This is a genomic window from Agathobaculum butyriciproducens (assembly GCA_003096535.1).
Classification (GTDB): Bacteria; Bacillota; Clostridia; order Oscillospirales; family Butyricicoccaceae; genus Agathobaculum; species Agathobaculum butyriciproducens.
The window spans coordinates 212,660-236,386 of the sequence record QEKJ01000002.1 but is presented as its reverse complement, the minus strand read 5'-3'; the positions used below and the strand labels follow the sequence as shown (position 1 = coordinate 236,386).

Below are 23,727 nucleotides of genomic sequence, written 5' to 3'. Positions count from 1 at the left end.
ATTTGATGCTTTATGCGGTATTAGCAGCCGTTTCCGACTGTTATCCCCCTCTTAAAGGCAGATTGCTCACGCGTTACTCACCCGTCCGCCACTAAACTAAAGATTCCGCTCCCGAAGGAGTTTCCAAAATAGTTCCGTTCGACTTGCATGTGTTAGGCACGCCGCCAGCGTTCATCCTGAGCCAGGATCAAACTCTCTAAAAATTGTATTTAAAGAACCGAAGTTCTTAAAATCGACTTTAGAGTCTGACGTGTCACTTTATTTTAACTGGAGTTGTGACTTCCAGCGATTTACCAAGAGTAAAAAACTCTCGAAATTTCAGGTTCGCACTACAACCTTGTTCATATCGAACAAAAGTTTAAGCACATCGTTGTTTAATTTACAAGGTACAATCTGCTGTTTTCAAAGAGTTTTCACAACTTTTCGTTGTTCTTAACTGCTCATCAACAGCTTATTTAGTATATCAAAACTAGAAGCGTTTGTCAAGAACTTTTTTCAAATTCTTTTTTGAAGAATCAAGCCGTTCTAAATCAAACTTTTCGGTTTTGCGCCCGTCTCTCAGAGACAGCTTTAATAGAATACCAAATCCCAGATCAAATGTCAAGAGTTTTTTCGTCCCTATCCGACATTTATTTCTCGTTTCTCCTCACAAGACTAATTACGAAAGCCGCAATCGACAGTCCTGCGCTGACCGCTGACAGCGCACACGCAATAATATCCAGTGTCAGTTTGGCTTTTTTCTGTTTTTTATTCATTTTTGAGCATTTCTCCTTGTATAACTACAGCATGTACCGCTTCGAATGCTTTTACATAAAAGACCCGCCTGAAAGTACGGCGGGTCTTCCTCTATGCAGCTTTGCATCATTTCTTCATCAGTTCTGCCAGCAGCATAACCTTATCCACGTTGCCTTCCACCTTGATCTTGCCCTCAGCGATAGCAACCTGCGGAACCAGCTTGCCGGTAAGCATCTTCTCCAGATTCGTCATCGAACCGGAAACGATTGCATCGTGGTCAATATACTCATACGGCATAACGGACACATTGCCGTTCAGGATTTCGATGTAGAATACACCCGTAATCTTGCCCGTAAGATTAAACTGCACCGCAACCTTGCCTTCCGTGCCGGCAATATCTGCCTTCTTTAATCTGTTGTAAAACTTTCCAATCAGCTGATCAATATCCATCGGACTCACCCCTGCTCTATTTTCTATCTTTATTATACAACATATGCAAGAAAAAGCAAGGATAATTTTGGTGATTTAGCCGTGAAACCGTAATGAAACGGCTGTGCAATTTTTAATGCACAGCCGCTTTGTAAATTGAACAGTAATCAACAGTTAATTTCAGGTCTTTCGGTCGAATTTGATGTGACAATGCGGGCAGGTAATCATAATCTTTCCCTTGCCCTTTGGCACGCGCAGGCGCTGACCGCACTCCGGGCACTTGAAATAGCAGTGTGTCTTACGGTCAGCGAAACGGCCCTGTGCACCGCGAATCCTGTTCGATACCGGACGCCACCATCTCATAAACTTTTCATTCTCCGCATACCGCGCCTGAATATTGCGCGAGAACATGCGGAAATAGCACAGGCACAGCAATGCGAGAATAAATACGTTCATCCACGCCCAGCCGAGAATGCGCGCCACGATAATGAGTGCAATGCCGAGAATGAGCAGCGCGTTATTGAGCGGGTCGCTGCCGTAGCGGCCTGCCATAAAACGGCGGAAAAAATCCATTTATGCCTCTTCCTTTCCGCAAACGTGCTCGAAAATCAGGTCGAGCACCTCATCACGACCGAATCCCTTCTCTGCCGAGAACGGAATGACCGGCACTTCCTCCGGCAGGAGCAGCGTCTGACGGATCTCCGCGATATTGCCCTCAAGCTGGCTCTTCTTGATCTTATCCAGCTTATTGGCGATAATCACCCACGGCTTACCGGATGCGCGGAACCACTCCGCCATCGTCATATCGTCGCGCGTCGGCTTGTGACGAATGTCCACGATCTGGATACCCAGCGTCAACAGATCCATTGCAAAGTAGGTCTCCATCAGAGCACCCCACCGCTGCTGCTCAGCCTTAGAAACGCGCGCGTAGCCGTAGCCCGGAAGATCGACCAGATACATTGCCTTGTCGATCGTGAAATAGTTGATGTGAATGGTCTTGCCCGGCTGTGCGCTGACACGCGCAAAGTTCTTGCGGTTCAGCAGCTTGTTGATGACCGAGCTTTTGCCCACGTTGGATTTGCCCGCAAACACGATCTGCGGCAGCGGGTCATGCGGAAAATCGCTTTCCTTGACCGCCGAGCGCAGAAATTCCGCGTTATGCAAATTTGGTTTCTTCATTTCCATATTATTGTACCACCGTTGTCGATGCCGTGTCCGCTGCACGCTTTACCGGTGCGGACTTGCGTTTTTTCTGCTTAGGACGGCGCGAAAAGTCGATCGCGGTCTCCACCACCGTGTCCATGTGCTCCGCAATGACAAAGTTGATGTTTTCCCGAACGACCGGCACGATGTCCTTCAAATCGCTCTCGTTGTCCTTCGGAATGCACACGGTCTTGATGCCCGCACGGTACGCCGCCATGGTTTTCTCGCGCAGACCGCCGATCGGCAGCACGCGGCCGCGCAGCGTTACCTCGCCGGTCATGGCAACCTCGTGACGAACCGGCGCGCCGGTCAATGCCGAAATCAGCGCCGTGGTGATCGTCACGCCTGCGGACGGGCCGTCCTTCGGAATCGCTGCCTCCGGGAAGTGAATGTGCAGATCGTTGTCCTTGTAGAACATCGGGTCGATGTTCAGCGACTCTGCCTTGGAGCGCACGAACGTCACAGCCGCCTTTGCGCTCTCCTGCATGACCGTGCCGAGATTGCCGGTGATTTCGATCTTGCCGGTGCCCGGCACGACTGCCACCTCAACCTCGAGCATTTCACCGCCGACACTCGTCCACGCGAGACCGTTTACAATGCCGACCTCGTCCTTCTTGCTGACCAGATCGTCCTTGAAGGTCGCCGTGCCGAGCAGCTCCTCGAGGTTCTCCTTGGTTGCGGTCAGGCCTTCGTCACCGTCCGCGATATGCTTGGCCGCCTTGCGGCACAGCTTGGCGAGCACCTGTTCCAGCCGGCGCACGCCTGCTTCACGGGTGTAGCCGCTGATGATCGCATCAAGCGTTTCATCGTCCACGATCAGCTGATTTTCGCTCAGGCCGTGCTTCTTCATCTGCTTGGACAGCAGATGACGGCGTGCGATCAAGCGCTTTTCCTCCGCCGTGTAGGACGGCAGCTCGATAACCTCCATACGGTCGAGCAGCGGACGCGGAACAGTCGAAAGATCGTTCGCAGTCGTCAGGAATACCACGTCGGACAGATCAAACGGCAGTTCGATGTAGTGATCGCGGAAGGCAACATTCTGCTCGGTGTCCAGCACTTCGAGCATCGCCGACGCCGGATCGCCGCGGAAGTCGTTGCCCATCTTGTCGATCTCGTCGAGCAGGATGAGCGGGTTGGACGTACCGGCACGGCGCAGCGCATCCATAATACGGCCCGGCATTGCGCCGATGTAGGTCTTGCGGTGACCGCGGATATCCGCCTCGTCACGCACACCGCCGAGGCTCATGCGCGTGTAATTGCGGCCCATGGCCTCTGCAACGGACTTGGCAATCGAGGTCTTGCCGACACCCGGAGGGCCGACCAGACACAGCACCTGTCCCTTGAGGTCGGGCGCAAGGCTCTTGACGGCAAGGAACTCCATAATGCGTTCCTTGACCTTCTCCATGCCATAGTGGTCGCGGTCGAGGATCGCCTGCGCTTCCGCGAGATCATGACGTTCCTCGCTCTTCTTATTCCACGGCAGGTCGAGCACGGTATCCAGATAAGTACGCACGACACCCTGCTCGGCCGTCGAGCCGCTCAGCTTGGCAAAGCGGTCCACCTCACGGATGAGCTTGTCCTCGCACTCCTTCGGCAGCTTGAGGTCGAGCACACGCGTGCGGTAGCTTTCCGCTTCTGCGGCTACGTCCTGCTCGCCGAGCTCAGTCTGAATGACCTTGATCTGCTCGCGCAGGTAGTATTCCTTCTGGTTTTTATCGATCTGGGTCTTGAGCTCGTCCTGAATCTCGTTTTCGATCTTGAGGACCTCGGTCTCCTCACCGAGCATGCGGATCACCATCACCAGGCGGCGGGTAATGCCAAGCTCTTCGAGGATCTCCTGCTTGGCTGCCACATCGACCGGAATATTCTGGGCGATATAGTCTGCCAGATAACCCGGATCGCCGCCCTCGGCTACGGTCAGCTCCACATCGGGCGACAGGCGGGACGCATACTGTGCGTACTCGCTGAAGCGCTCCTGCGCGGTGCGCACAAGTGCCTGTGCGCGGCGTTCGGTCACGCCGTAAACGTAGTCCTCGAGTTCCTCAACCTCGGCATACATGCAGTCCTCGTCCTTTTCGGCGGCGATAAAGTTGTGCGCGAGTGCACGGGTCTTGCCCTCGACCAGCACGCGGATATTATCGCCCGGCAGACGCAGGATCTGGCGAATCTGGCAGATCGTGCCGATCTGGTACAGGTCGCTCGGCGTCGGCGTATCGGTTTTGAGTTCGCGCTGCGCGGTCAGGAAGATGGTCTGTCCGTTCTTCATTGCCGCTTCCAGTGCGCGAATCGACATCATTCTGCCCACATCAAAGTGGACGATCATATTAGGGAACGCCGTCAGTCCGCGCAGCGGCAGCACCGGCAGGCGGCTGAGGACGATTCCGTTAAGCTCTGTCATATATTCGTTTCTCCTTGCACGGAAAATTGTCTATTAGTTTCAGTATAGTATATCTTCCGGGGTTTGTAAAGGCGTTGAACGTTAAAAATACGGGCGGGAATCTCGTTCCCCGCCCGTATTGGTTTTGATTGATTATGCGCTCTTGGTCGGCTTTCTGCGCGAAGCCTTTTTCGGCGGCTTCTTTTCCGCTGGAACAGCCGTGCGTTCGCCGTGCTCGACAACCGGCTCACCGGTACCGTCCACAACGCCCGGCGTGATCTCCACGCGGCAAACGGTCTCGTCGGACGGAATGCGGAACATGATGTCGGTCATCACGTTCTCCAGCACGCCGCGCAGACCGCGGGCACCCGTTTTGCGCTCGAGTGCGACCTCAGCCACACGCTCCAGCGCCTCCGGCTGGAACTTCAGCTCTACGCCGTCCATTGCGAACAGCGTTTCGTACTGCTTGACCAGTGCGTTCTTCGGCTCCTGCAGGATGCGGACGAGTGCGTCCTTATCCAGCGTATCGAGCGAAACGATGGCCGGCAGACGACCGATCAGCTCGGGGATCAGACCGAACTTCATCAGGTCATGCGGCTCGATCTTGGCCAGCAGACGGTCGGTCTGCTCGTCTTCCTTTCCCTTTACCTCAGAACCAAAGCCCATACCCTGCTTACCGGTGCGCTTCTGGATGATACCCTCGATACCGTCGAATGCACCGCCGCAGATAAACAGAATATTGGTCGTGTCGATCTGAATGAACTCCTGATGCGGATGCTTGCGGCCGCCCTGCGGCGGTACGTTGGCAACCGTGCCCTCGAGCATTTTCAGCAGTGCCTGCTGTACGCCCTCACCCGAAACATCGCGGGTGATGGACGGGTTTTCGCTCTTGCGGGCGATCTTGTCGATCTCATCGACGTAGATAATGCCGTGCTCTGCCAGCTCCACATCAAAGTCCGCCGCCTGGATCAGTCGCAGCAGAATGTTCTCGACATCCTCACCGACGTAACCGGCCTCGGTCAGCGTAGTCGCGTCCGCGATCGCGAACGGAACCTGCAGAGTCTTGGCCAGCGTCTGCGCCAGCAGCGTCTTGCCCGAGCCGGACGGACCCAGCATCAGGATGTTGGACTTCTGCAGCTCTACCTCGGTCTCCGGATGGTAGATGCGCTTGTAGTGGTTGTAAACCGCAACCGAAAGGGCAATCTTCGCACGATCCTGACCAATAACGTACTCATCGAGCACCTTTTTCAGCTCCTGCGGTGTCGGCAGGTGCTCGGGCTTTTCGAGTGCATGGCTCTGTGGCTCGTACTCCGGCATGAGGTCCAGCTCGTCATCCAGAATGCTGGTGCATACGCCGATACACTCATCGCAGATATACACGTTCGGTCCTGCGATCAGCTTGCGCACGCGGCTCTGCGGCTTGCCGCAGAACGAGCATTTCAGTTCTTTTCCATCATCATAATTCGGCATATGCCACCTCTATACTACGAAAAAAATTACAATTACGACAATGCAGAATTGCCTTAGTGCTTATCGAACACCTTGTCGATCAGGCCATATGCAACAGCCTCGTCCGCGGTCATGAAGTTATCGCGCTCGCAGTCAGCCGTCACGGTCTCAACCGACTTGCCGGTATTTTCGGACAGGATCTTGTTCATGCGCTTCTTGATGATCTCAAGGCGCTTCAGGTGGATCGCCATATCAGTGATCTGACCCTGCGTGCCGGCGGACGGCTGATGGATCATGATCTCGGCATTCGGCAGCGCGTAGCGCTTGCCCTTGGCGCCCGAGGACAGCAGGAACGCGCCCATGGAAGCCGCCATGCCGATGCAGATGGTCGAAACATCGCACTTGATATAGTTCATGGTGTCGTAAATCGCCATGCCTGCGGTTACGGAGCCGCCGGGGCTGTTGATATACAGCGAAATATCCTTATCCGGGTCCTGTGCTTCCAGATAAAGCAGCTGAGCCACGACCAGAGAAGCGGTCGTGTCGTTTACTTCATCGCACAGCATGATAATGCGGTCATTCAGCAGGCGGGAGTAAATATCAAACGAACGCTCACCGCGGCCGGTCTGCTCTACGACCATAGGGACTAAACTCACTTGGGAAAACTCCTTTCAGCAAGGCGGATAAGCTGCGAAAAAGCGCAGATTTTGTCCTCCTTGAATATAGGTGAAAAAGCGCGAGCGTCGCTCGCGCTTTTCTTATGAACCAACGCTAAGCGTTTGGTTTGCTGTTGTTTGCGCGCTTTGGGGAATCAGCAGAAATTACTCTGCGGTCTCCTCGGTGGTCTCCTCAGCAGCCTTCTTCTTTGCTGCCTTCTTAACCTTGGCGTTCTTCTTGATGAACTCGAGCGCGTTCGAGATCTTCAGATCGCCCTCCAGAGCTTCCTTGGAAACGATGGCCTTAACCTTCTCAACTTCCATCTTGTACTGCTCTGCCATCTTAGCATACTCTTCCTCAAGCTCCTTATCGGAAACAGTAATGCCTTCCAGTTCAACAACCTTCTGCAGTGCCAGACGGGTCTTAACCTGACGCTCTGCCTGATCCTTGAACATTGCGCGGAATGCGCCCATCTCAGTGCCGGTCATCTTGAGGTACTGCTCGAGGCCCATGCCCTGCATCTGCAGGCGGTAGCCGAAGTCCTGTACAATGGTGTCAACCTGGGAGTCGATCATAGCAGCCGGAATGTCAGCCTTCATGCCGTCGATTACAGCGTCCAGAACCTTCTCCTCGAAAGCGTTGTCAGCAGCTTCCTGACGCTCTGCCTTCAGGCGCTCGGTGATCTCCTTCTTCAGATCGTCGAGGGTCTCGCAGGTGTCGGAAACGTCCTTAGCGAACTCGTCGTCGATCTCCGGCAGGATGGTCTCCTCAACCTTGTGTACCTTGCACTTGAAGGTAGCTTCCTTGCCTGCCAGCTCCTTAGCGTGGTACTCCTCCGGGAAGGTAACAACTACGTCCTTCTCGTCGCCGGCCTTGCAGCCGATCAGCTGATCCTCGAAGCCCGGGATGAATGCGCCGGAGCCCAGAGTCAGCTCGTGATGCTCTGCCTTGCCGCCCTCGAACGGAACGCCGTCTACGAAGCCCTCGAAGTCGATGTCAACGGTATCGTTCTTCTTAGCCTTGCGCTCTACGGTCTCGGTGCGGGCATTGCGCTGAGCCATGCGGTTCAGCTCTGCCTTAACGTCAGCCTGCAGAACCTTAACGGTCTCCTTCTCAACCTCGATGCCCTTGTACTCGCCGAGCTCAACTTCCGGCTCAACCGGTACCTTGGCGATGATGGTCAGGCCGCCCTCTTCTGCCGGGTCGCCCAGGTCAACGTCTGCACGGCCGACCGGCTTGATGCCAGACTTCTCAACAGCCATTTCCATAGCGTCCGGGTAAATGATATTGAAAGCTTCTTCAAAGAACACGCCTTCGCCGTACAGCTTCTCGATCATCTTGCGCGGTGCCTTGCCCTTGCGGAAGCCCGGAACGGTGATGTTCTTGCCGGTCTTCTTGAATGCCTTGTCCTTAGCTGCTTCAAACTCAGCCTTGGTGATCTCGATAGTCAGAGCAACGACGCTGTGCTCCTGCTTTTCAGTGTTTTTCAGTTCCATGTTGCCAATCTCCTTACTTACTTTCGATTGTATCTAAATCATTCTACCAGATTATTTTGAGAATTTCCATAGTTTTTTCTATTTTTTCAGAAAAATCGGGATAAAATCCACAAAATCTCCGGAGACGAGCTTCCATTCAATTCCTTCCTGCTCACCTGTTACGGCATGACTCAGGCTTTTTCCATGCAAATGTCCGTAAATACAGCGCTTTACACCGTACTTATGCAGCAGTTCGATGATCTCACCGCAGCGGTAGGACGCGTAAAGCGGCGGATAATGCAGGAAACAGAGTATCTCCTCCGGATCTGCGGCAGCGCCGAGCTTCAGCGATGCCTCGAGCCGCAGCAGCTCGCGCTTGAAGATCTTCTCGTTGTGCGGGTCGGCGAAGTCCTCCTCAAAGGGCCAGCCGCGCGTGCCGCACAGCGCGGTCTTTTCATAGAAAAAACAGTTGTTATGTAGAAAATCAATGGTAGTAAATCCGTTTTCATCTAAGAAACGGTGCATTTTGGAGGCGGTTTCCCACCACAGATCGTGGTTGCCCTTCAAAATGATCTTTTTGCCCGGCAGCGAGTCGATCAGCGCAAAATCGCCTTTCGCTTCCGCAAGGTTGATGCCCCACGAAATATCCCCGCCCAAAACAATGGTGTCCTCCGGCGCAACAAGCGCACGCCAGTTTTTGATGATCTTTTCCGTGTGCCCCTGCCACCGGCCGCCGAAAATATCCATCGGCTTGGCTACATCGGCGGCAAGGTGCAGATCAGCAAGCGTATAAAGCGCCATTACAGATCCTTGAGCAGACCGACGGTGGACAGAATGTCGGCCTTGTCTACCACGCGGTCAAAGCGCGGTGTTTTGCCTGCCAGAGCGGCAAGCGGAGCGGGTGCCGGTACACCCGTCAGCTGAGAGAGCACCTCCAGCTGGGTAACGTCGTCGTTCTCGAGCGTACCGCCGAGCGCCTCGATAACCGAGCGGCAGAACTTGAACGGAGACGCGGTGGACGCGATCACGGTCGGCGTTTCGTCGCCGGTGCGGGCGCGGTAGTCCTCGTATACACGAACGGCAACTGCGGTGTGCGTATCGCACAGGTAGTTCTCGTCCTTCCACAGCTTGTTGATGGTATCAGCTGCATGACTGTCGTCGCAGCAGCCTGCGTCGAACTCAGCCTCGATCTTGGCAAATACATCCTCGGCTACCTTGTAGCTGCCCTCGGTATTCAGCTTGCCCATCAGCTCTGCGACCAGCTTGTCGTTGAAGTCGGAAGCGAAGAACAGCAGACGCTCGAGGTTGGACGAAATCAGGATGTCCATCGACGGCGACGTGGTGGTGAAGAAATCGCGGTTGCGGTTGTACTCGCCGCCCTTCTTGAAGAAGTCGGTCAGCACGTTGTTGCGGTTGGACGCGCAGATGAACTTGTTGACCGGCAGACCCATCTTCTTGGCGATGTACGCCGCAAGGATGTTGCCGAAGTTGCCCGTCGGTACGCAGACGTTGATCTTGTCGCCCTGTGCAATGGTGCCTGCGGCAACCATATCGCAGTACGCGGAAACGTAGTACGCGATCTGCGGCGCCAGACGGCCCCAGTTGATGGAGTTTGCCGAGGACAGCATCATGCCGTCCTTGTCGAGCGCTGCGCGGGTATCCTCATCGGTGAAGATGCGCTTTACCGCACTCTGTGCATCGTCAAAGTTGCCGCGGATGGCTACAACCTCGACGTTTCTGCCTTCCTGCGTTACCATCTGCAGCTTCTGCATGGGTGATACGCCGTCCACCGGATAGTACACCATGATCTTGGTGCCCGGTACATCGTGGAAGCCGTCGAGCGCTGCCTTGCCGGTATCCCCCGAGGTAGCGACCAGAATGCAGGCGGTACGGGTCTCGCCGGTCTTGCGCAGGGACGCGGTGAGCAGGTGCGGCAGCATCTGCAGCGCCATATCCTTGAACGCGCAGGTCGGACCGTGCCACAGCTCGAGCAGGTTCTTGCCCTCGCCCAGCTTTACCACCGGTGCAGTATCTGCGCCGCCGAACTTCTCATCGGCGTAAGCCTTGGACGCAAAGTCCGCCAGCTCCTCCGCCGTGAAGTCGGTCAGGAACTTGCCGAGAATGAGCGCCGAGCGGCCCTTGTAATCGCTCTCCGCAAGCGTTTTCCAATCCGCGTCGGTAAGCGCGGGAAACGCGGTCGGGCAGTACAGGCCGCCGTCCGGTGCGATACCGTTGGCGATGGCGTATGCCGCGGAAACCTTGCGCTCCTTATTTCTTGTGCTTACATAATCCATATTTTTACAACCTCCGCAGTGGTTTTGATTGCTTCTTCTATTGTATAGCAAATATGTATGTTTGGGCAATAGGCAATTCCGTGGAAATTCCGCCGTCCTGTCACAACATTTTCTGCATAAAGTTGAATGCGTTGTCATAAAACAGCCCATCGACCGTTTCCTGCTTGTAGCCAAGCGTCAACATGCGGTCTGCCAGACGATACATATCCGCCAGACCGTCAATGCCGATCGGCAGGGTATCGCAGCCGTCAAAGTCACAGCCGAGCGCGACCACCTTCTCGCCGTACATGCCGATGAAACGCTCGATGTGGTCGATGGCGTCATCAATCACCGAATCGCTCTGCCGCACGAGGAACGGCGTGTACAGGTTGACGCCGACCAGTCCCCTGCGGTTTGCAATCTCAGCGAACTGCTCGTCGGTCAGGTTGCGCGAGTTGCGGCACAGAACCCGCGAATCGCTGTGCGTCGCAACAAACGGACGGTCGGTTGCCTCGCACACGTCCCAGAACCCGCGGTCGGACAGGTGCGATACATCAACGAGTATCCCCTTCTCGCCGCAGTCACAGACCAGCTGCTTTCCCAGCTCGGTCAGACCCTCGTTCTGATCCACGGCGGATGAGCAGCCGTAGCGGCTGCGGTAATTCCACGTCAGCGTGATAAGACGCACACCGGCGTCGTAAACATAGTCGAGCGCGTCCGGCCGGTCGGGCAGCAGCTCCGCGCCCTCGATAGAGAGCAGCGCCGCCGCCTTTCCCGCCTCCACCGCCGCGCGGATATCCGCCGCCGAACGGCAGAACGTCAGCCAGTCGGCGTTGGCGGCAAACTCGCGTCTGGCAGTCGTCAGCATGCGGTCGAACCGCTCATCGGCGGGCGTATCGAGCAGACAGTCGCGCGTTTCCGGCGAATACGGCTGTCTCGCGCCGCAGAACAGCGCAAAAAACTGTACATACGGCTGATACCTGTGCGCTGCTGCATAATTGATATGTAAATCGTTCTCCCGCAGGTGTTTTCCTGTCTCGCAGCACTCATAGATGGTGTCACAGTGCAGATCAAACAGCTTCATACTCACCCTCCAAAGGCGTTTTCCAGATGGTTGATGCGCGGCGGAACCGATGCGTTTTCCTCGCCGTAAACCTCGATCACGTCAAACCGCGGCTGCTTTTCGGTCGGGTGCTCCTGCAGCCACGCCTGTGCAGCGGCGATGATCTTCGCCTGCTTGGCCGGTGTGACGGCTTCACACGCCAGACCGTAGCGAGCGTTTTTGCGCGTCTTGACCTCCGCAAAGATAACATACTGTGCGTTCTCCGCAATAATGTCAATCTCACCGAACCGGGTGCGGAAATTCGTCGCGGCCGTGTGCCAGCCGCGCTTTTCGAGGTACAGCCGAGCCGCTTTTTCACCCCACGCGCCCTTCATCGCGGTGCATCCGGATGCTTTTCGTAAAATTTCTTGAGGAAGGTCATCCGGTGGATCGGGCATGGGCCGTGTTCGAGCAATGCCTCATCGTGCGCCTTAGTCTCGTAGCCCTTGTGCTTTTCAAAGCCGTACTGCGGGTACTGCTCGGCGAACTGGCGCATCAGGCGGTCTCGCGTTACCTTGGCGATGATGGACGCTGCCGCAACAGACGGGATTTTTGCATCGCCGGAGACCACGCACTCGTGCGGCTGCTCGAGTCCCTGCGAGCGATTGCCGTCCACATAGACAAAATCCGCCGGGCGTGTCAGACCGTCCACCGCCTGCTTCATCGCGCGGTAAGTCGCCTGCAGGATGTTGATCTCGTCGATCACCCGCTCGTCCACGAGCGAAACCGACCACGCAAGCGCGTTTTCCGTGATTTCGTCGAACAGCTTCTCACGCTTCTTTTCGCTGAGCTTTTTCGAGTCGTTCAGTCCCTCGATGACGATTCCGGCGGGCAGGATGACCGCAGCAGCGCACACCGGTCCGGCGACCGGACCGCGTCCGGCCTCATCCACGCCGCACACCGAGTCGTAACCGTTCGCCCATGCTTTTTCTTCGTATTCCCAAGTCATGTTTGTCTCTCCTAAAACCAAGGGCGAACACTGCGGTTCGCCCTCGAAATGTTGGTTTATTCCGGCTTCTCGAGCGTAATGCGGCCGAGAACACCGCCGCGGAACTCATCAAGCAGGATGCGCGCCATGCGCTCGGTGTCGATCTCACCGCCGCGCAGCAGGAAACCGCGGCGCCTGCCCGCCTGCTGCAGCAGCTCATAACCGAGGAAATCGCACTCCTCCTCCGGGATGGCGATGCTGTAGCGGTCGATGATGGTCTGCGGCGCCTGTTCTGCAAGCAGCTCCATCAGCTTGCAGCCGAGTGTCTCAACATCCAGAATATCGTCCTTGATCGCACCCGTGCACGCCAGCAGAATACCGACGCGCTCATCGTCGAACTTGGGCCACAGGATGCCCGGGGTGTCGAGCAGGTCAATGCCGCTCTCCACGCGGAACCACTGGCTGCCGCGCGTCACGCCCGGACGATCCGCCGCCTTGGCGGATTTTCTGCCGAGAATGCGGTTGATGAACGTGGATTTGCCCACATTCGGGATGCCGACGACCATCACGCGCACGGACTTGCCGACCAGACCCTTCTCGTTCCACTGGGCGATCTTGTCCGCCAGCAGCGTGCGAACCGCGCCGGAGAACGCCTGCGTACCATTGCCGCTGCGGCTGTCGGTCTGGATGACCGCCATGCCCTGCTCACGGAAATGCTTCGCCCAGACAGCCGTCATGTTCGGGTCGGCCAGGTCGATGCGGTTAAGGATCATCATGCGCGGCTTGCCTGCCGCGATCTCATCCATATCCGGGTTGCGGGACACCTGCGGAATGCGTGCGTCCACGACCTCACAAACCGCATCCACCTGCTTGATATACTCCGCCATCTGCCGGCGGGTCTTTGTCATATGTCCGGGATACCATTGAATGTTCATATTACTTCACCGTTCCAAAATCGCTGATTGGGAAAACCACGCTCTGCACATGACCGAGGATGTAGCGCTCATCCACCATGCCGAGACGGCTGTCGCGGCTGTCAGTAGAGGCGTTGCGGTTGTCGCCCATGACGAACACGCAGCCCTCCGGCACGGTCTGCGGATAGGTCAGATCGCCCATATGCTCGAGTACATCGATCGTTTCGTTGATATACGGCTCATCGAGAACCTCGCCGTTGACGCTCACGTCGCCGGTTACGGGATCAATGTCCACCGTATCGCCGCCGGTCGCAATGATGCGCTTGACGATCGGCTGATTGTTGTAAAAACCCTCCTTGCGCAGCACGACAACGTCTCCGCGCTCGGGCGTATAGTTCAGGTTGCTTACCAGCATGATGCTGTGATCCTCGAGGGTCGGGTACATGCTCATGCCGTCCACGCCGATCAGGCGCACGAAAAACGTGAATACGACCACGAAGAACACCAGAACCGCCATCAGGGATTCGCCCCAGCCGAACAGCTCGCTCGAGAAGCGTCCCTCACTCTTTTTATTTTCGGTTTGCTGCATTATGATTTCCTCCATCAAAAAGATAGCATACAATATTATTATAGCGATAATACAGCGTATGCGCAAGTGAAAACAAAAAACGGAGAGCAAAAGCTCCCCGTTTCATGTGTTTGGTTTTTACTAAGGTGATACTGCAAGCAGTATTGCCTTGAAATTAAACCTTCTCTGCGATCTTGGCAGCCTTGCCTACGCGGCCGCGCAGGTAGTACAGCTTAGCACGGCGAACCTTACCGCTGCGAACAACCTCGAACTTAGCAACGTTCGGGGAATGTACCGGGAAGGTCTTCTCTACGCCTACGCCGTAAGAAATGCGGCGAACGGTTACGGTCTGGTTTACGCCAGCGTGCTTCTTAGCAATGATGATGCCTTCGAATACCTGAATACGCTCGCGGTTGCCCTCCTTGATCTTTGCGTGTACCTTAACGGTGTCGCCGATCTTCAGAGTGGGCAGATCGCTCTTGAGCTGCTGCTCGGACAGGACTTTAACGAGATCCATTTTTTAGTCTTCCTTTCGTCTTAGACATTCTTGCCGCATCGTAAACCCATAAATGAGCAGAGGAATGCCCGTGTTCATTGTTACTTGACTATAATATCATATCATGTGGCGGATTGCAAGTGTTTTTTCAATCCTGCGCAGATTTTTGTCTCATTCGCTCGACAGACTCGGCGTGCACGGTCTCGGTCTGTGCCTGCGCCTTCTCGTTTTCATAAAAGCCGATGACAACGTAATCTCCCACCTGCAGGTCCTCAAAGCCGATTTCCTGCGTTTTGCCGGAGTCGGAATTGTAAGCAGAAAGCGCTGCTTTCGAGCAGTCTGCCGTGCCATGCTCGCCGAATACAGTCGTCTCTCCCGCATCCCGCACAGTGATTGTTTGATTTTGGCTGTCTGTGGACACAATTTCTGCGTCAGCAAGCAATCTAATCGGCTTTTGCTGACTGCAGGCGCATAAAAGCAGACAAATCCCCAATCCCGCAGCATAAGAAATTTTTCGCATTTTATCGCCACCTTGCATAATTTTTATCACAAACTGCTTGCATTTCTTGTTCACTTTTATTATACTGAAAATACCACCCGCTGTAAAGGAGTGTTTTTCATGTGGGCATACGAAAGCGTATTTTATCAGATCTATCCCATCGGCTTCTGCGGTGCGCCGCGCGTAAACGACGGCGTGACCGTTCCGCGCATCCGCAAGGTCAGCGACTGGGCGGAGCATATCGCGTCGCTCGGCTGCAATGCCGTGTACTTCTCCCCGATTTTTGAATCCGACAGCCACGGCTACGACACCCGCGATTTCCGCAAGGTGGACTGCCGTCTCGGCACCAACGAGGATTTCGCCGCCGTCTGCAAAACGCTGCACGAGCACGGCATCAAAGTTGTGCTGGATGGCGTATTCAATCATGTCGGACGAGGTTTCTGGGCGTTCAAGGATGTGCAGGAGAAAAAATGGGATTCCCCCTACAAGGACTGGTTCCACATCTCCTTTGACGGCAATTCAAACTACAATGACGGCTTCTGGTACGAGGGCTGGGAAGGTCATTTTGAGCTGGTAAAGCTCAATCTGCGCCATCCGGATGTGCAGCACCACATTTTCGAGTGTATTCGGCAGTGGAAGGACGAATTCGGCATTGACGGTCTGCGGCTGGACGTGGCGTACTGTCTCGACAAGGATTTCATCCGTGCGCTGCGCGGATTCTGTGACTCGCTCTCGCCCGACTTTTTCCTCGTCGGCGAGCTGCTCCACGGCGATTACAATCAGTTTGTCGGAGACGGCATGCTGCACTCCTGCACGAATTACGAGTGCTACAAGGGTCTGTATTCCTCGATGAACAGCTTCAACCTGTTTGAGATCACGCATTCGCTGCTGCGCCAGTTCGGTCCGGAAAACTGGACGCTGTATAAAGGCAAGCACCTGCTTTCGTTTGTGGATAACCACGATGTGACGCGCGTTGCGTCCATCCTGCAGAATCCGGCGCATCTGCCGCTGATCTATGCGCTGCTGTTCGGCATGCCCGGCATTCCGTGCATCTACTACGGCAGCGAATGGGGCGCCGAGGGCAAAAAGCAGGACGGCGATGACGCTCTGCGCCCCTCGTTCGAGCAGCCGATCGTGAACGACCTGACCGCCCGTATCACCGCAATGGCGAAGGCGCACCGCGAAAGCCGCGCGCTCTGCTACGGCGGCTTCAAGCAGCTTGTGCTCACCAACAAGCAGTGCATCTGGGAGCGCGAGACAGACGGCGAACGAGTGCTCGTTGCCGTAAATATCGACGAGCAGCCGTACCACGCACACTTTGACGCGCGCTGCGGCCGTGCTGTGGACCTCATTACCGGAGAAATGCACGACTTCGGCGGCGGCAGCGAATTGCCTCCGTACTCGGCTTACTTCTGGAAGTGTGAGCGATAAAGCAAACAAAAAAGACCTTGAAACTCAGGTTTCAAGGTCTTTTTCTATCTTATTTGCGCTTTACATAGTCGATAACGAGGGCATACGCCGTGCCGTCCGCCAGATCGGCGCTGAATACGACAGCCGTACCGTCCTTGCGGTAACGCTCGAGCGCAGACTTTTTCAGCGTCAGCGTCTGACCGCTGATCGTGTAATCGCTGCCTGCGTTGAGTGCTTCGGTCACGCCGTTGTTCTGCACAGTCACCATACGCACGCTTGTGCGCGTCAGCGGCAGCGTGAACTTCGGTTCGCTCGGCGAGAACGTGTTGTACTCCTCGACCGCCCAGCTTTCGCCGTTCGGTGCGGAATCGCTCACGGTCAGGGTAAACGCCTCGGTCTTGCCGTTTTTCAGCTCAACGCTGATGGTGTAGCTGCCCGCTCGAAGCTGCGCCAGCACACCGCGCGGCAGGATGAGCGAACGCGTCGAGGAATCGAACGTGTAGTCGATGCTCGACAGACCGAGCACCACATCCCGGATATCCTCCGAGGTATTGGCGCCGCTCAGACGTGTGTGCACATCCGCGTACTTTTCCGACTTGTAATAGCGGTCAAAAGACGCATTCTGCACATTTTCGCTCACCGAAGAATCGGTAACCGCAATGGCGATTACCGCCGTTTTACCGTCCGAGAGCATCAGCGTCAGCTTGTAGCTTCCGCGCGGCAGCCTGCCCAGCCAGTCCGCGCTGATGGCGGCTCCGGTCGAGGTCTGCGTATAGTCCGTGCCTGCGGCGAGGACTGCACCGTTACTCTCGATTTTCTCAATTTTCAGACCGTTCGGCACGGTGACCGCAACATTTTTGCCCAGTGCAGAGAGGTTATTCAAATCGACCGCTATGCTTTCCGGCGAAACAGCCGCCGTCACGCTGCCCGTGAGCGTCTGTCCGCCTGCGGTGGCGGTCACGCCGTTTGCGATCGTGTAGCCGGAGACCCGCACGCTGCTGGCAAAACTCACGCCGCTGCTCTTGATCTCCGCCTGATAAATCGTGCCATAGCCGGTGACAGACGCAGGCTTGCTGGCGGTCATGCGGTAGACCGACGCATTCGCGGTGGTGGAAACCGTGGATTCGGTATCCAACTCCAGATGATTGATATCCGCATCCAGCGTCAGCGAAACCTTCTTATCGCCGTTTATTTTTACATCCGCGAAGCCTTCATAGCCTGGGGTGGTCAGCTTTTTCTCGTAGAGCACCGCTGTGCTGCGGACCTCCGTGTTCGGAAAACGAGCGGCGCCTGCCGCAGTAACCTGCAGCAGGCGACCCATAGGCGAGGACACAACGATGTGGTCGCTCATTGTATTCGTCATTGTTACCGTGCCGCCGGCTACGATGATCGTACCCTTGACGTACACGTCATTCAGCTGTACCGCATCCGAGGCAAGACCTTCGGTCAGGTACAGATCGCCGTCGATCGTCGCATCGGACAGCGTGCAGCTTTCCGAGATGGTGACGTTCGCGGTATCGCTCTTGAGGTCGGAGCCGGTATAGGCTTTGCCGGCCGTCGAAAGCGAGGTTCCAAGGTAATAGTACAGGATCTTCGCCAGCTCTGCGCGGGTGATAACCTTGGTCGGCTTGAAGGTATTATCCTTGTAGCCGGTGATAATGCCCTTGTCCACAGCCGCCTTGACGTAGCCCGCCGACCACGTCGCAACCTGCGCCTTATCCTTAAACGACAGGTTTGCCGGTTTTACATTGCCCGGATTGGCCTTGTACAGCCGTCCGAGGATAACCGCCGCCTGCTCACGGGTGACATACCCCTCCGGATTCATCCTGCCGTTGCCGGTGCCGTTAATGTAGCCGTACTTCTCGGCAATGCGCACCGTATCGTAGTACCACGAGTTGGACTGCACATCGCTGTACGAAATGCTTGCCTTCTCCGTAAAGTGAAACGCACGGTTGACATAGCGCATGAACTCCGCACGAGTGACCTTGCGCTCCGGCTCGTACTTGCCGGTGGTCGCACTCGGATTGATGATGCCCTCATCATCCAGATATTCGATAAAGTTTTTGCTCCAGTGTCCGTCCAGATCGGAGGCAAACGCTGCCGGTATCATCGTTGCCAGCATCGCTGCACACAGGAAAGCAGATAGTAAGCGTTTTTTCATAAGATACACCTCGTATGTGGGTTACAGGCAATACCAAATGATTGAACAAGAGCGATTTACGAGCAAATTTTGCGTACTGATTAGGCGTGGTTTTGCAGCAATACGAGGTATTGCAAAAAATCACAACGACATCAGGACACAAAATTTCCGTAAAGCGCCGCAGCTTTAATCGTTTGGTATTGCCTAAAGTATAACATAGACAAACCCGCTTGACAACAGGCTTTGCCGGACACATTCTGCCAATGTTTACGCATTTCGGACATATTCGAGGAAAATTCGTCCTTTACGGCTCGTACCGCCGAACGCCTCCACGCGCGCACGGCCGACGCCGCGCACGGTCAGACGGTCGCCTTCCGTAATCTGGTGCTCCGGCTTCATGCAGGGTGTGTTATTGACGAACACCAGTCCCTTCTCGATCCGCGCCTGTGCGTCCTTGCGCGGCAGACCAAAAATCAGAGCGGCTACGCTGTCCAGACGCGGAGACGCCACCGAACCGGTCCCCCGTTTTTCCTCGACTGCCGCGTACTTCAGGTCGCTGAGGTCCTCGCGTGTCAGCGAAAGCTGCTTGCGGCCCGCTTTGGCGAAGTGCATGAGGATGAACTCCGCCATATCCTCGAGCACGATGATGTCTGCTCCTTCCTCGTGCACGAGAATGTCACCGACCACCGAACGGTCGATCTGCAGGCCCATCAGCGAACCGAGGTAGTCGCGGTGCGTGAGCGTGTCCTCCCGGCGCTTGCGGGCGCGCAGCAGCGCCAGCGGCGCGGACAGCTTTGCGCTCTCGGCATCCATGTAATCCGGATAAAACAGATAAATCCCGCGTTCCGCGTCCTCATAGCCGCCCCAGAACAGCGCATGACCGGTCGCTCCGGCAAGGCGCACCGCATCCGTGCACAGCGCCCGCTGCTTGAGGTCGAGGAACTTGGTATGGGTCAGATAACCGCGCTGCTCACACGTCTGCTCCTTGTCGAGCAGTCCTGCCAGCAGCAGCTTATCGTCGCCGCTGTGTGCAAGCGCGGTCAGGATCTCTTGCTTGGTCTTCAAGGTATTTTCCTCCATTGCGGCATAGATTTTCCGTTATGCCGCCTATTGTTTTGCATGATAGTATTGTACTATCTTCTTTTTTCGTTTACAATAGAGATTAGCATTTTAATGATGGAGATGATCGAATTGACCGTGAAGGACGCCGTTTTGCAGGCACTCGAACAGGCACGAGGCACCCGTCTTTCCGGCGGACGGCTGGCCGAGCAGCTTGGCGTATCCCGTGCGGCGGTGCACAAGGCGATCGCCGCACTGCGCGAGAGCGGCCTTGCCATTGACGCCGTGACCGGAGAAGGCTATCGCCTGGCCTCGGATGACGACAGCCTGACCGCCGCAGGCATTGACGCACTGCTCGATACCGCGGTCATCGGACGCGAAATCCTGGTCGAGCCGTCGCTCACCTCGTCCAACACAACGATGAAGGAGCAGTATCTCGGCAGAACGCACGGCTTCACGCTGTTTGCCGAGGAGCAGACCGGCGGACGCGGACGGCTCGGCCGCACGTTCGTCTCCCCTGCCGACACCGGCGTGTACATGACCATTCTGCTGCATCCGACACTGCCGCTGTCGCATCTGTCGTTCGTCACCATTTCGGCGGCGATCGCGGTCGTGCGCGCCATTGAGCAGACTGCAGGCTTCACGCCGCAGATCAAATGGGTGAACGACGTGCTGATGAACGGACGCAAGCTGTGCGGCATCCTCACGGAAGCGACCATCGAGGGCGAAACCGGCACGGTAAGCTCGCTTGTGGTCGGCATCGGCATCAATCTGCAGCCCAATCCGGCGTGGCCCGAGGAAGTACAGGCGGTCGCGGGTGCCATCAGTGACTTCGGCAAGCCGCCCCGCAGAGCCGAACTGGCCGCCGCTGTCCTCAACCACTTCGAGGATGTGTACCTGCTGCTCGAGCAAGGCAAGGAACCCGAGCTGCTCGAGCAGTACCGCGAACGGCTTTGCTGCATCGACCGTCCGGTGACGGTCAGCAGTCCGGCAGGCCGCTACGAAGCCGAGTGCATCGGACTGGACGAGAATGCACATCTGCTGGTGAAAACCGCGGACGGACAGGTGAATGCCCTGTCCTCGGGCGAGATCAGCATCCGACTGTAAATCGCATTTTATACATTATATATAAGGAGATATTTCTATGTTTCAAACCGCTGCAGGCGTGACCGTTCCGTTCCCCGAAAAGCTGTCCGAGCAGTACGAACTGGACGGCAACACCATCACCGCAAACCTCAGCTTCGAGAAGCTGAGCGACTTTGTGCATTCGTTCTACGCCGAGCTGGACGAGCCGCTGTTCCTCGCCATCCATCCGGATGCGGAAAGCGATGAGGTCTGGTATCTGGACGGCATGACGAAAAAGCAGCTGACCATGATTTTAGACGGCTACGGCGAACTGCTGTATCAGGACGGTCTTTCGGCATTCGCTATTGGCTCTCTGACCACCGAGGAGGAGCTTTTCGTACAGAAGTACAAGGTTCTGTCCATTTACAGTGAGACTGCAAAGCGTTTCGTTCCCCTGCTGAAAAAATACGGCATGGAGCCGACCGGACATCTTGTCACCGCATGGGATACGTTCTCCGAAGAAAAGCCCGGCGCCGCAGAGCGCCTCGAGATCGCCGGTCAGACCGTGCCGGATATGATTAAAGAGCTGTGCAAGATCGGCATGTATAAAGGTTAATTACAGGGCTTATACGAAAAAAGACACCGATTTCTCGGTGTCTTTTCTTATCCATCTTACATTTAGATTTCCATGATGATCGGCAGGACCATCGGACTGCGCTTGATCTTCTTGAACAGGTAATCACTGACATCGCCCTTGATGGCGGATTTCAGGCTGTTCCAGTCACGCAGATTCTCTACCGAGCAGCGGTCGAGCGCCATCTGCGAAATGGTACGCAGCTCCTCCATGAGAGCCTCAGCTTCCTTGACGTAAACGAAACCGCGCGATACGATATCCGGACCCGCAATGACAACGCCGGTCGTTGCGTCAACCGTGACAACGATAACCAGCAGACCGTCCTCGGACAGATGCTTGCGGTCACGCAGAACGGCAGTGCCGACATCACCGATGCCCAGACCGTCTACCAGCAGACGGCCGGCCGGCACGGAATTGCCCAGACGAGCCGAATTTTCGCTGATCTCGATTGGACGGCCGATCTCACTGACGAGAATGTTCTTCGGGTTGACACCCATCTCGCGTGCCAGACCGGCATGCTGCACGAGCATGCGGTACTCGCCGTGTACGGGAATGAAGTACTTCGGCTTGCACAGACCGAGCATCAGCTTAAGATCCTCCTGGCAGGCATGGCCGGAAACATGGATGGCTGCCGAACGGTCGTAAATGACCTCAGCGCCCTGCTTGTACAGCTCGTTGACCATGTTGTTGATCGACTTCTCGTTGCCCGGGATAGCAGACGCTGCGATCAGGATACGGTCGCCGGAATTGACCTCCACCTGCTTGTGACTGCCGTACGCCATACGGTACAGCGCGGACATGGTCTCACCCTGAGAACCGGTGGATACGATGATCAGCTGGCTGCGCGCGTAGCGCTTGATCTCGGAAATGTCGATCATGACCTTGCCGGAATCCTTCAGATAACCCAGCTCCATCGAAACCTTGGAGATCTTCTCCATGCTTCGGCCGCAGACAGCTACCTTGCGTCCTGCCTTGGCGGCAATGTCGAGAATCTGCTGCAGACGCGATACATTGGACGCGAACGTTGCAATGATGATGCGCTGGTCGCTCTCCATAATAAATTTCTCGAGCGATTTGCCGACGATTTTCTCACTCGGCGTGTAGCCCGGACGCTCGACGTTGGTCGAGTCGCTCATCAGCGCAAGCAGTCCCTTCTTGCCCAGCTCACCGATGCGGACAAGGTCGATCATCTCACCGGAAACCGGCGTCAGGTCGATCTTGAAGTCGCCCGTGTGCAGGATGGTGCCCAGCGGCGTGGTGATCGCCAGCGCAACCGAATCCGCAATGGAGTGGTTGGTGTGGATAAACTCGATCTTGAAGCAGCCGAGCTTAATCGTATCACCGGCGCGCACGCGGTTCATCTTGACCTTCTGGGGCATCTTGTGCTCGGACAGCTTGGTCTCGATGATGCCGCAGGTCAGTCGGGTCGCGTAGATCGGTGCGTTGCACTCGCGCAGAACATACGGAATAGCGCCGATATGGTCCTCATGTCCGTGGGTGATCACATAGCCGCGCAGCTTGTTCAGGTTGCGCTTGAGGTACGTTGTATCCGGAATGACCAGGTCAACGCCCAGCATGTCGTCATCCGGAAAGGCAACGCCGCAGTCAATAACTACGATGTCATTGCCGTACTCGATCACCGTCATGTTCTTACCGATCTCGTTCAGACCGCCGAGCGGTATGATCTTCAGTTTTTCCTTCATAATAGTATTATCACTTTCCTTTATCTGATTGTTGTTTATTATATGTACGCGGATGTCGTTTCCGCTTTTCTGAAAAGGCAGACCATGCGATCCCGTCTGTCTTTATCCACATGTGAAGGATGCGGTCCGTTTTCGCTGCAAATGGCACAGCGCATTCCCACACGGACTGCAAACACTTATTTTTAATATACCACAGCTCAGCAGAATTGTAAAGAGTCAGTCATCAAAGCGCTCTGCGCGGCCTCGTCGAAACAGCCAATCTACCTATATACTATTTATGCACAGTGCCCCACTGTTTTACCCATTCTGCGTGTCCTGCATAATGACCGGTCAAACCGGACAGACTTCCCTTTCGGTCCCTGCGGTTTGTAACAAAGCCGCCGATGTGCGTTTTACACGGCTAACCGTAAAAAACCGTATTTTCGCCCAATTATGCCATACAGATTAACGAAATCCAGCGATAAACTCTGTGAAATGTGCACAAAATTCTATGAAACCGTTTGACAAATCGGAGAGGATGCAGTATGATTGGTTACAGTTCGGAAACAGAACGTAAACAAAACAGTAACAACCCAGAAAACAACATCGGTTTTTCCGGTGGCGCGGGAAGT

Annotated in this window: 23 protein-coding genes and 1 rRNA gene; 3 read left to right on the top strand and 21 right to left on the bottom strand. The window is 55.6% G+C overall.

Going from position 1 to position 23,727, the window contains the following annotated elements:
* The 18 genes from C7386_RS03800 to C7386_RS13385 form a co-directional block, all read right to left on the bottom strand.
* Nucleotides 1-203 (bottom strand): 16S ribosomal RNA (locus tag C7386_RS03800); the annotation flags it as partial.
* 426 nt (nt 204-629) lie between these two features.
* The gene (locus tag C7386_RS13670; RefSeq protein WP_256129151.1) at nt 630-755 is read right to left on the bottom strand and encodes a hypothetical protein; all 126 of its coding nucleotides are present in this window, start codon (nt 753-755) and stop codon (nt 630-632) included.
* Nucleotides 756-861: 106 nt separating this feature from the next.
* On the bottom strand, nt 862-1,185 hold the full coding sequence (locus C7386_RS03795; RefSeq protein ID WP_110436606.1) for an SCP2 sterol-binding domain-containing protein: 324 nt from the start codon (nt 1,183-1,185) through the stop codon (nt 862-864).
* Between the two features lie 159 nt (nt 1,186-1,344).
* Nucleotides 1,345-1,737: a hypothetical protein gene (locus tag C7386_RS03790; RefSeq protein WP_110436605.1), complete on the bottom strand. Its 393-nt coding sequence runs from the start codon at nt 1,735-1,737 to the stop codon at nt 1,345-1,347.
* Nucleotides 1,738-2,343 carry a ribosome biogenesis GTP-binding protein YihA/YsxC gene (yihA, locus tag C7386_RS03785; RefSeq protein WP_110437214.1) on the bottom strand — a complete coding sequence of 202 codons (606 nt, stop codon included), beginning with the start codon at nt 2,341-2,343 and terminating at the stop codon, nt 1,738-1,740.
* Between the two features lie 7 nt (nt 2,344-2,350).
* Complete coding sequence (lon, locus tag C7386_RS03780; RefSeq protein ID WP_110436604.1) at nt 2,351-4,765, bottom strand: endopeptidase La; 2,415 nt, start codon at nt 4,763-4,765, stop codon at nt 2,351-2,353.
* A 132-nt stretch (nt 4,766-4,897) separates the two neighbouring features.
* Complete coding sequence (gene clpX / locus C7386_RS03775; protein ID WP_110436603.1) at nt 4,898-6,214, bottom strand: ATP-dependent Clp protease ATP-binding subunit ClpX; 1,317 nt, start codon at nt 6,212-6,214, stop codon at nt 4,898-4,900.
* Between the two features lie 53 nt (nt 6,215-6,267).
* Nucleotides 6,268-6,849, bottom strand: coding sequence for an ATP-dependent Clp endopeptidase proteolytic subunit ClpP (gene clpP, locus C7386_RS03770; RefSeq protein ID WP_110436602.1), 582 nt, complete (start codon nt 6,847-6,849; stop codon nt 6,268-6,270).
* A gap of 165 nt (nt 6,850-7,014) precedes the next feature.
* Nucleotides 7,015-8,346 carry a trigger factor gene (tig, locus tag C7386_RS03765; protein WP_116704876.1) on the bottom strand — a complete coding sequence of 444 codons (1,332 nt, stop codon included), beginning with the start codon at nt 8,344-8,346 and terminating at the stop codon, nt 7,015-7,017.
* Nucleotides 8,347-8,424: 78 nt separating this feature from the next.
* Nucleotides 8,425-9,126, bottom strand: coding sequence for a metallophosphoesterase (locus C7386_RS03760; protein ID WP_116704875.1), 702 nt, complete (start codon nt 9,124-9,126; stop codon nt 8,425-8,427).
* Entirely contained in the window at nt 9,126-10,619 is a 1,494-nt protein-coding gene (gene thrC, locus C7386_RS03755) for a threonine synthase (RefSeq protein ID WP_110436599.1), read from the bottom strand. Before thrC ends, C7386_RS03760 begins: the two co-directional genes overlap by 1 nt.
* Nucleotides 10,620-10,719: 100 nt before the next feature.
* A complete protein-coding gene (locus C7386_RS03750; RefSeq protein WP_116704874.1) occupies nt 10,720-11,682 on the bottom strand; it encodes a dipeptidase in 963 nt (320 codons plus the stop codon).
* A 2-nt stretch (nt 11,683-11,684) separates the two neighbouring features.
* The gene (locus C7386_RS03745; RefSeq protein ID WP_116704873.1) at nt 11,685-12,035 is read right to left on the bottom strand and encodes a YraN family protein; all 351 of its coding nucleotides are present in this window, start codon (nt 12,033-12,035) and stop codon (nt 11,685-11,687) included.
* Complete coding sequence (rnhB, locus tag C7386_RS03740; RefSeq protein WP_116704872.1) at nt 12,032-12,649, bottom strand: ribonuclease HII; 618 nt, start codon at nt 12,647-12,649, stop codon at nt 12,032-12,034. Before rnhB ends, C7386_RS03745 begins: the two co-directional genes overlap by 4 nt.
* Nucleotides 12,650-12,705: 56 nt before the next feature.
* Nucleotides 12,706-13,563 (bottom strand): ribosome biogenesis GTPase YlqF, encoded by an 858-nt coding sequence (gene ylqF / locus C7386_RS03735; protein ID WP_110436595.1) that lies wholly within the window; start codon nt 13,561-13,563, stop codon nt 12,706-12,708.
* Between the two features lies 1 nt (nt 13,564).
* Nucleotides 13,565-14,131, bottom strand: coding sequence for a signal peptidase I (lepB, locus tag C7386_RS03730; RefSeq protein ID WP_110436594.1), 567 nt, complete (start codon nt 14,129-14,131; stop codon nt 13,565-13,567).
* Between the two features lie 154 nt (nt 14,132-14,285).
* Nucleotides 14,286-14,627 (bottom strand): 50S ribosomal protein L19, encoded by a 342-nt coding sequence (gene rplS / locus C7386_RS03725; RefSeq protein ID WP_110436593.1) that lies wholly within the window; start codon nt 14,625-14,627, stop codon nt 14,286-14,288.
* Between the two features lie 127 nt (nt 14,628-14,754).
* Complete coding sequence (locus C7386_RS13385) at nt 14,755-14,994, bottom strand: hypothetical protein (protein WP_165815448.1); 240 nt, start codon at nt 14,992-14,994, stop codon at nt 14,755-14,757.
* Between the two features lie 231 nt (nt 14,995-15,225).
* Here C7386_RS13385 and C7386_RS03715 point away from each other — a divergent pair, with 231 nt between their 5' ends.
* Nucleotides 15,226-16,536, top strand: a complete 1,311-nt coding sequence (locus C7386_RS03715; protein WP_110436591.1) for an alpha-amylase family glycosyl hydrolase — start codon at nt 15,226-15,228, stop codon at nt 16,534-16,536.
* A 49-nt stretch (nt 16,537-16,585) separates the two neighbouring features.
* On the opposite strand, the gene C7386_RS03710 is transcribed toward C7386_RS03715, so the two are convergent.
* Together C7386_RS03710 and C7386_RS03705 are read right to left on the bottom strand one after the other, a co-directional pair.
* Complete coding sequence (locus C7386_RS03710; protein ID WP_116704870.1) at nt 16,586-18,676, bottom strand: S-layer homology domain-containing protein; 2,091 nt, start codon at nt 18,674-18,676, stop codon at nt 16,586-16,588.
* A 246-nt stretch (nt 18,677-18,922) separates the two neighbouring features.
* Nucleotides 18,923-19,720: a YlmH family RNA-binding protein gene (locus C7386_RS03705; protein WP_165815447.1), complete on the bottom strand. Its 798-nt coding sequence runs from the start codon at nt 19,718-19,720 to the stop codon at nt 18,923-18,925.
* Between the two features lie 108 nt (nt 19,721-19,828).
* Between C7386_RS03705 and C7386_RS03700 the strand changes: the two genes are divergently transcribed.
* Together C7386_RS03700 and C7386_RS03695 are read left to right on the top strand one after the other, a co-directional pair.
* Complete coding sequence (locus C7386_RS03700) at nt 19,829-20,821, top strand: biotin--[acetyl-CoA-carboxylase] ligase (RefSeq protein WP_165815446.1); 993 nt, start codon at nt 19,829-19,831, stop codon at nt 20,819-20,821.
* A 37-nt stretch (nt 20,822-20,858) separates the two neighbouring features.
* Nucleotides 20,859-21,395 (top strand): hypothetical protein, encoded by a 537-nt coding sequence (locus C7386_RS03695; protein WP_116704867.1) that lies wholly within the window; start codon nt 20,859-20,861, stop codon nt 21,393-21,395.
* A gap of 62 nt (nt 21,396-21,457) precedes the next feature.
* On the opposite strand, the gene C7386_RS03690 is transcribed toward C7386_RS03695, so the two are convergent.
* A complete protein-coding gene (locus tag C7386_RS03690) occupies nt 21,458-23,116 on the bottom strand; it encodes a ribonuclease J (protein WP_116704866.1) in 1,659 nt (552 codons plus the stop codon).
* Between the last annotated feature and the right edge of the window lie 611 nt (nt 23,117-23,727).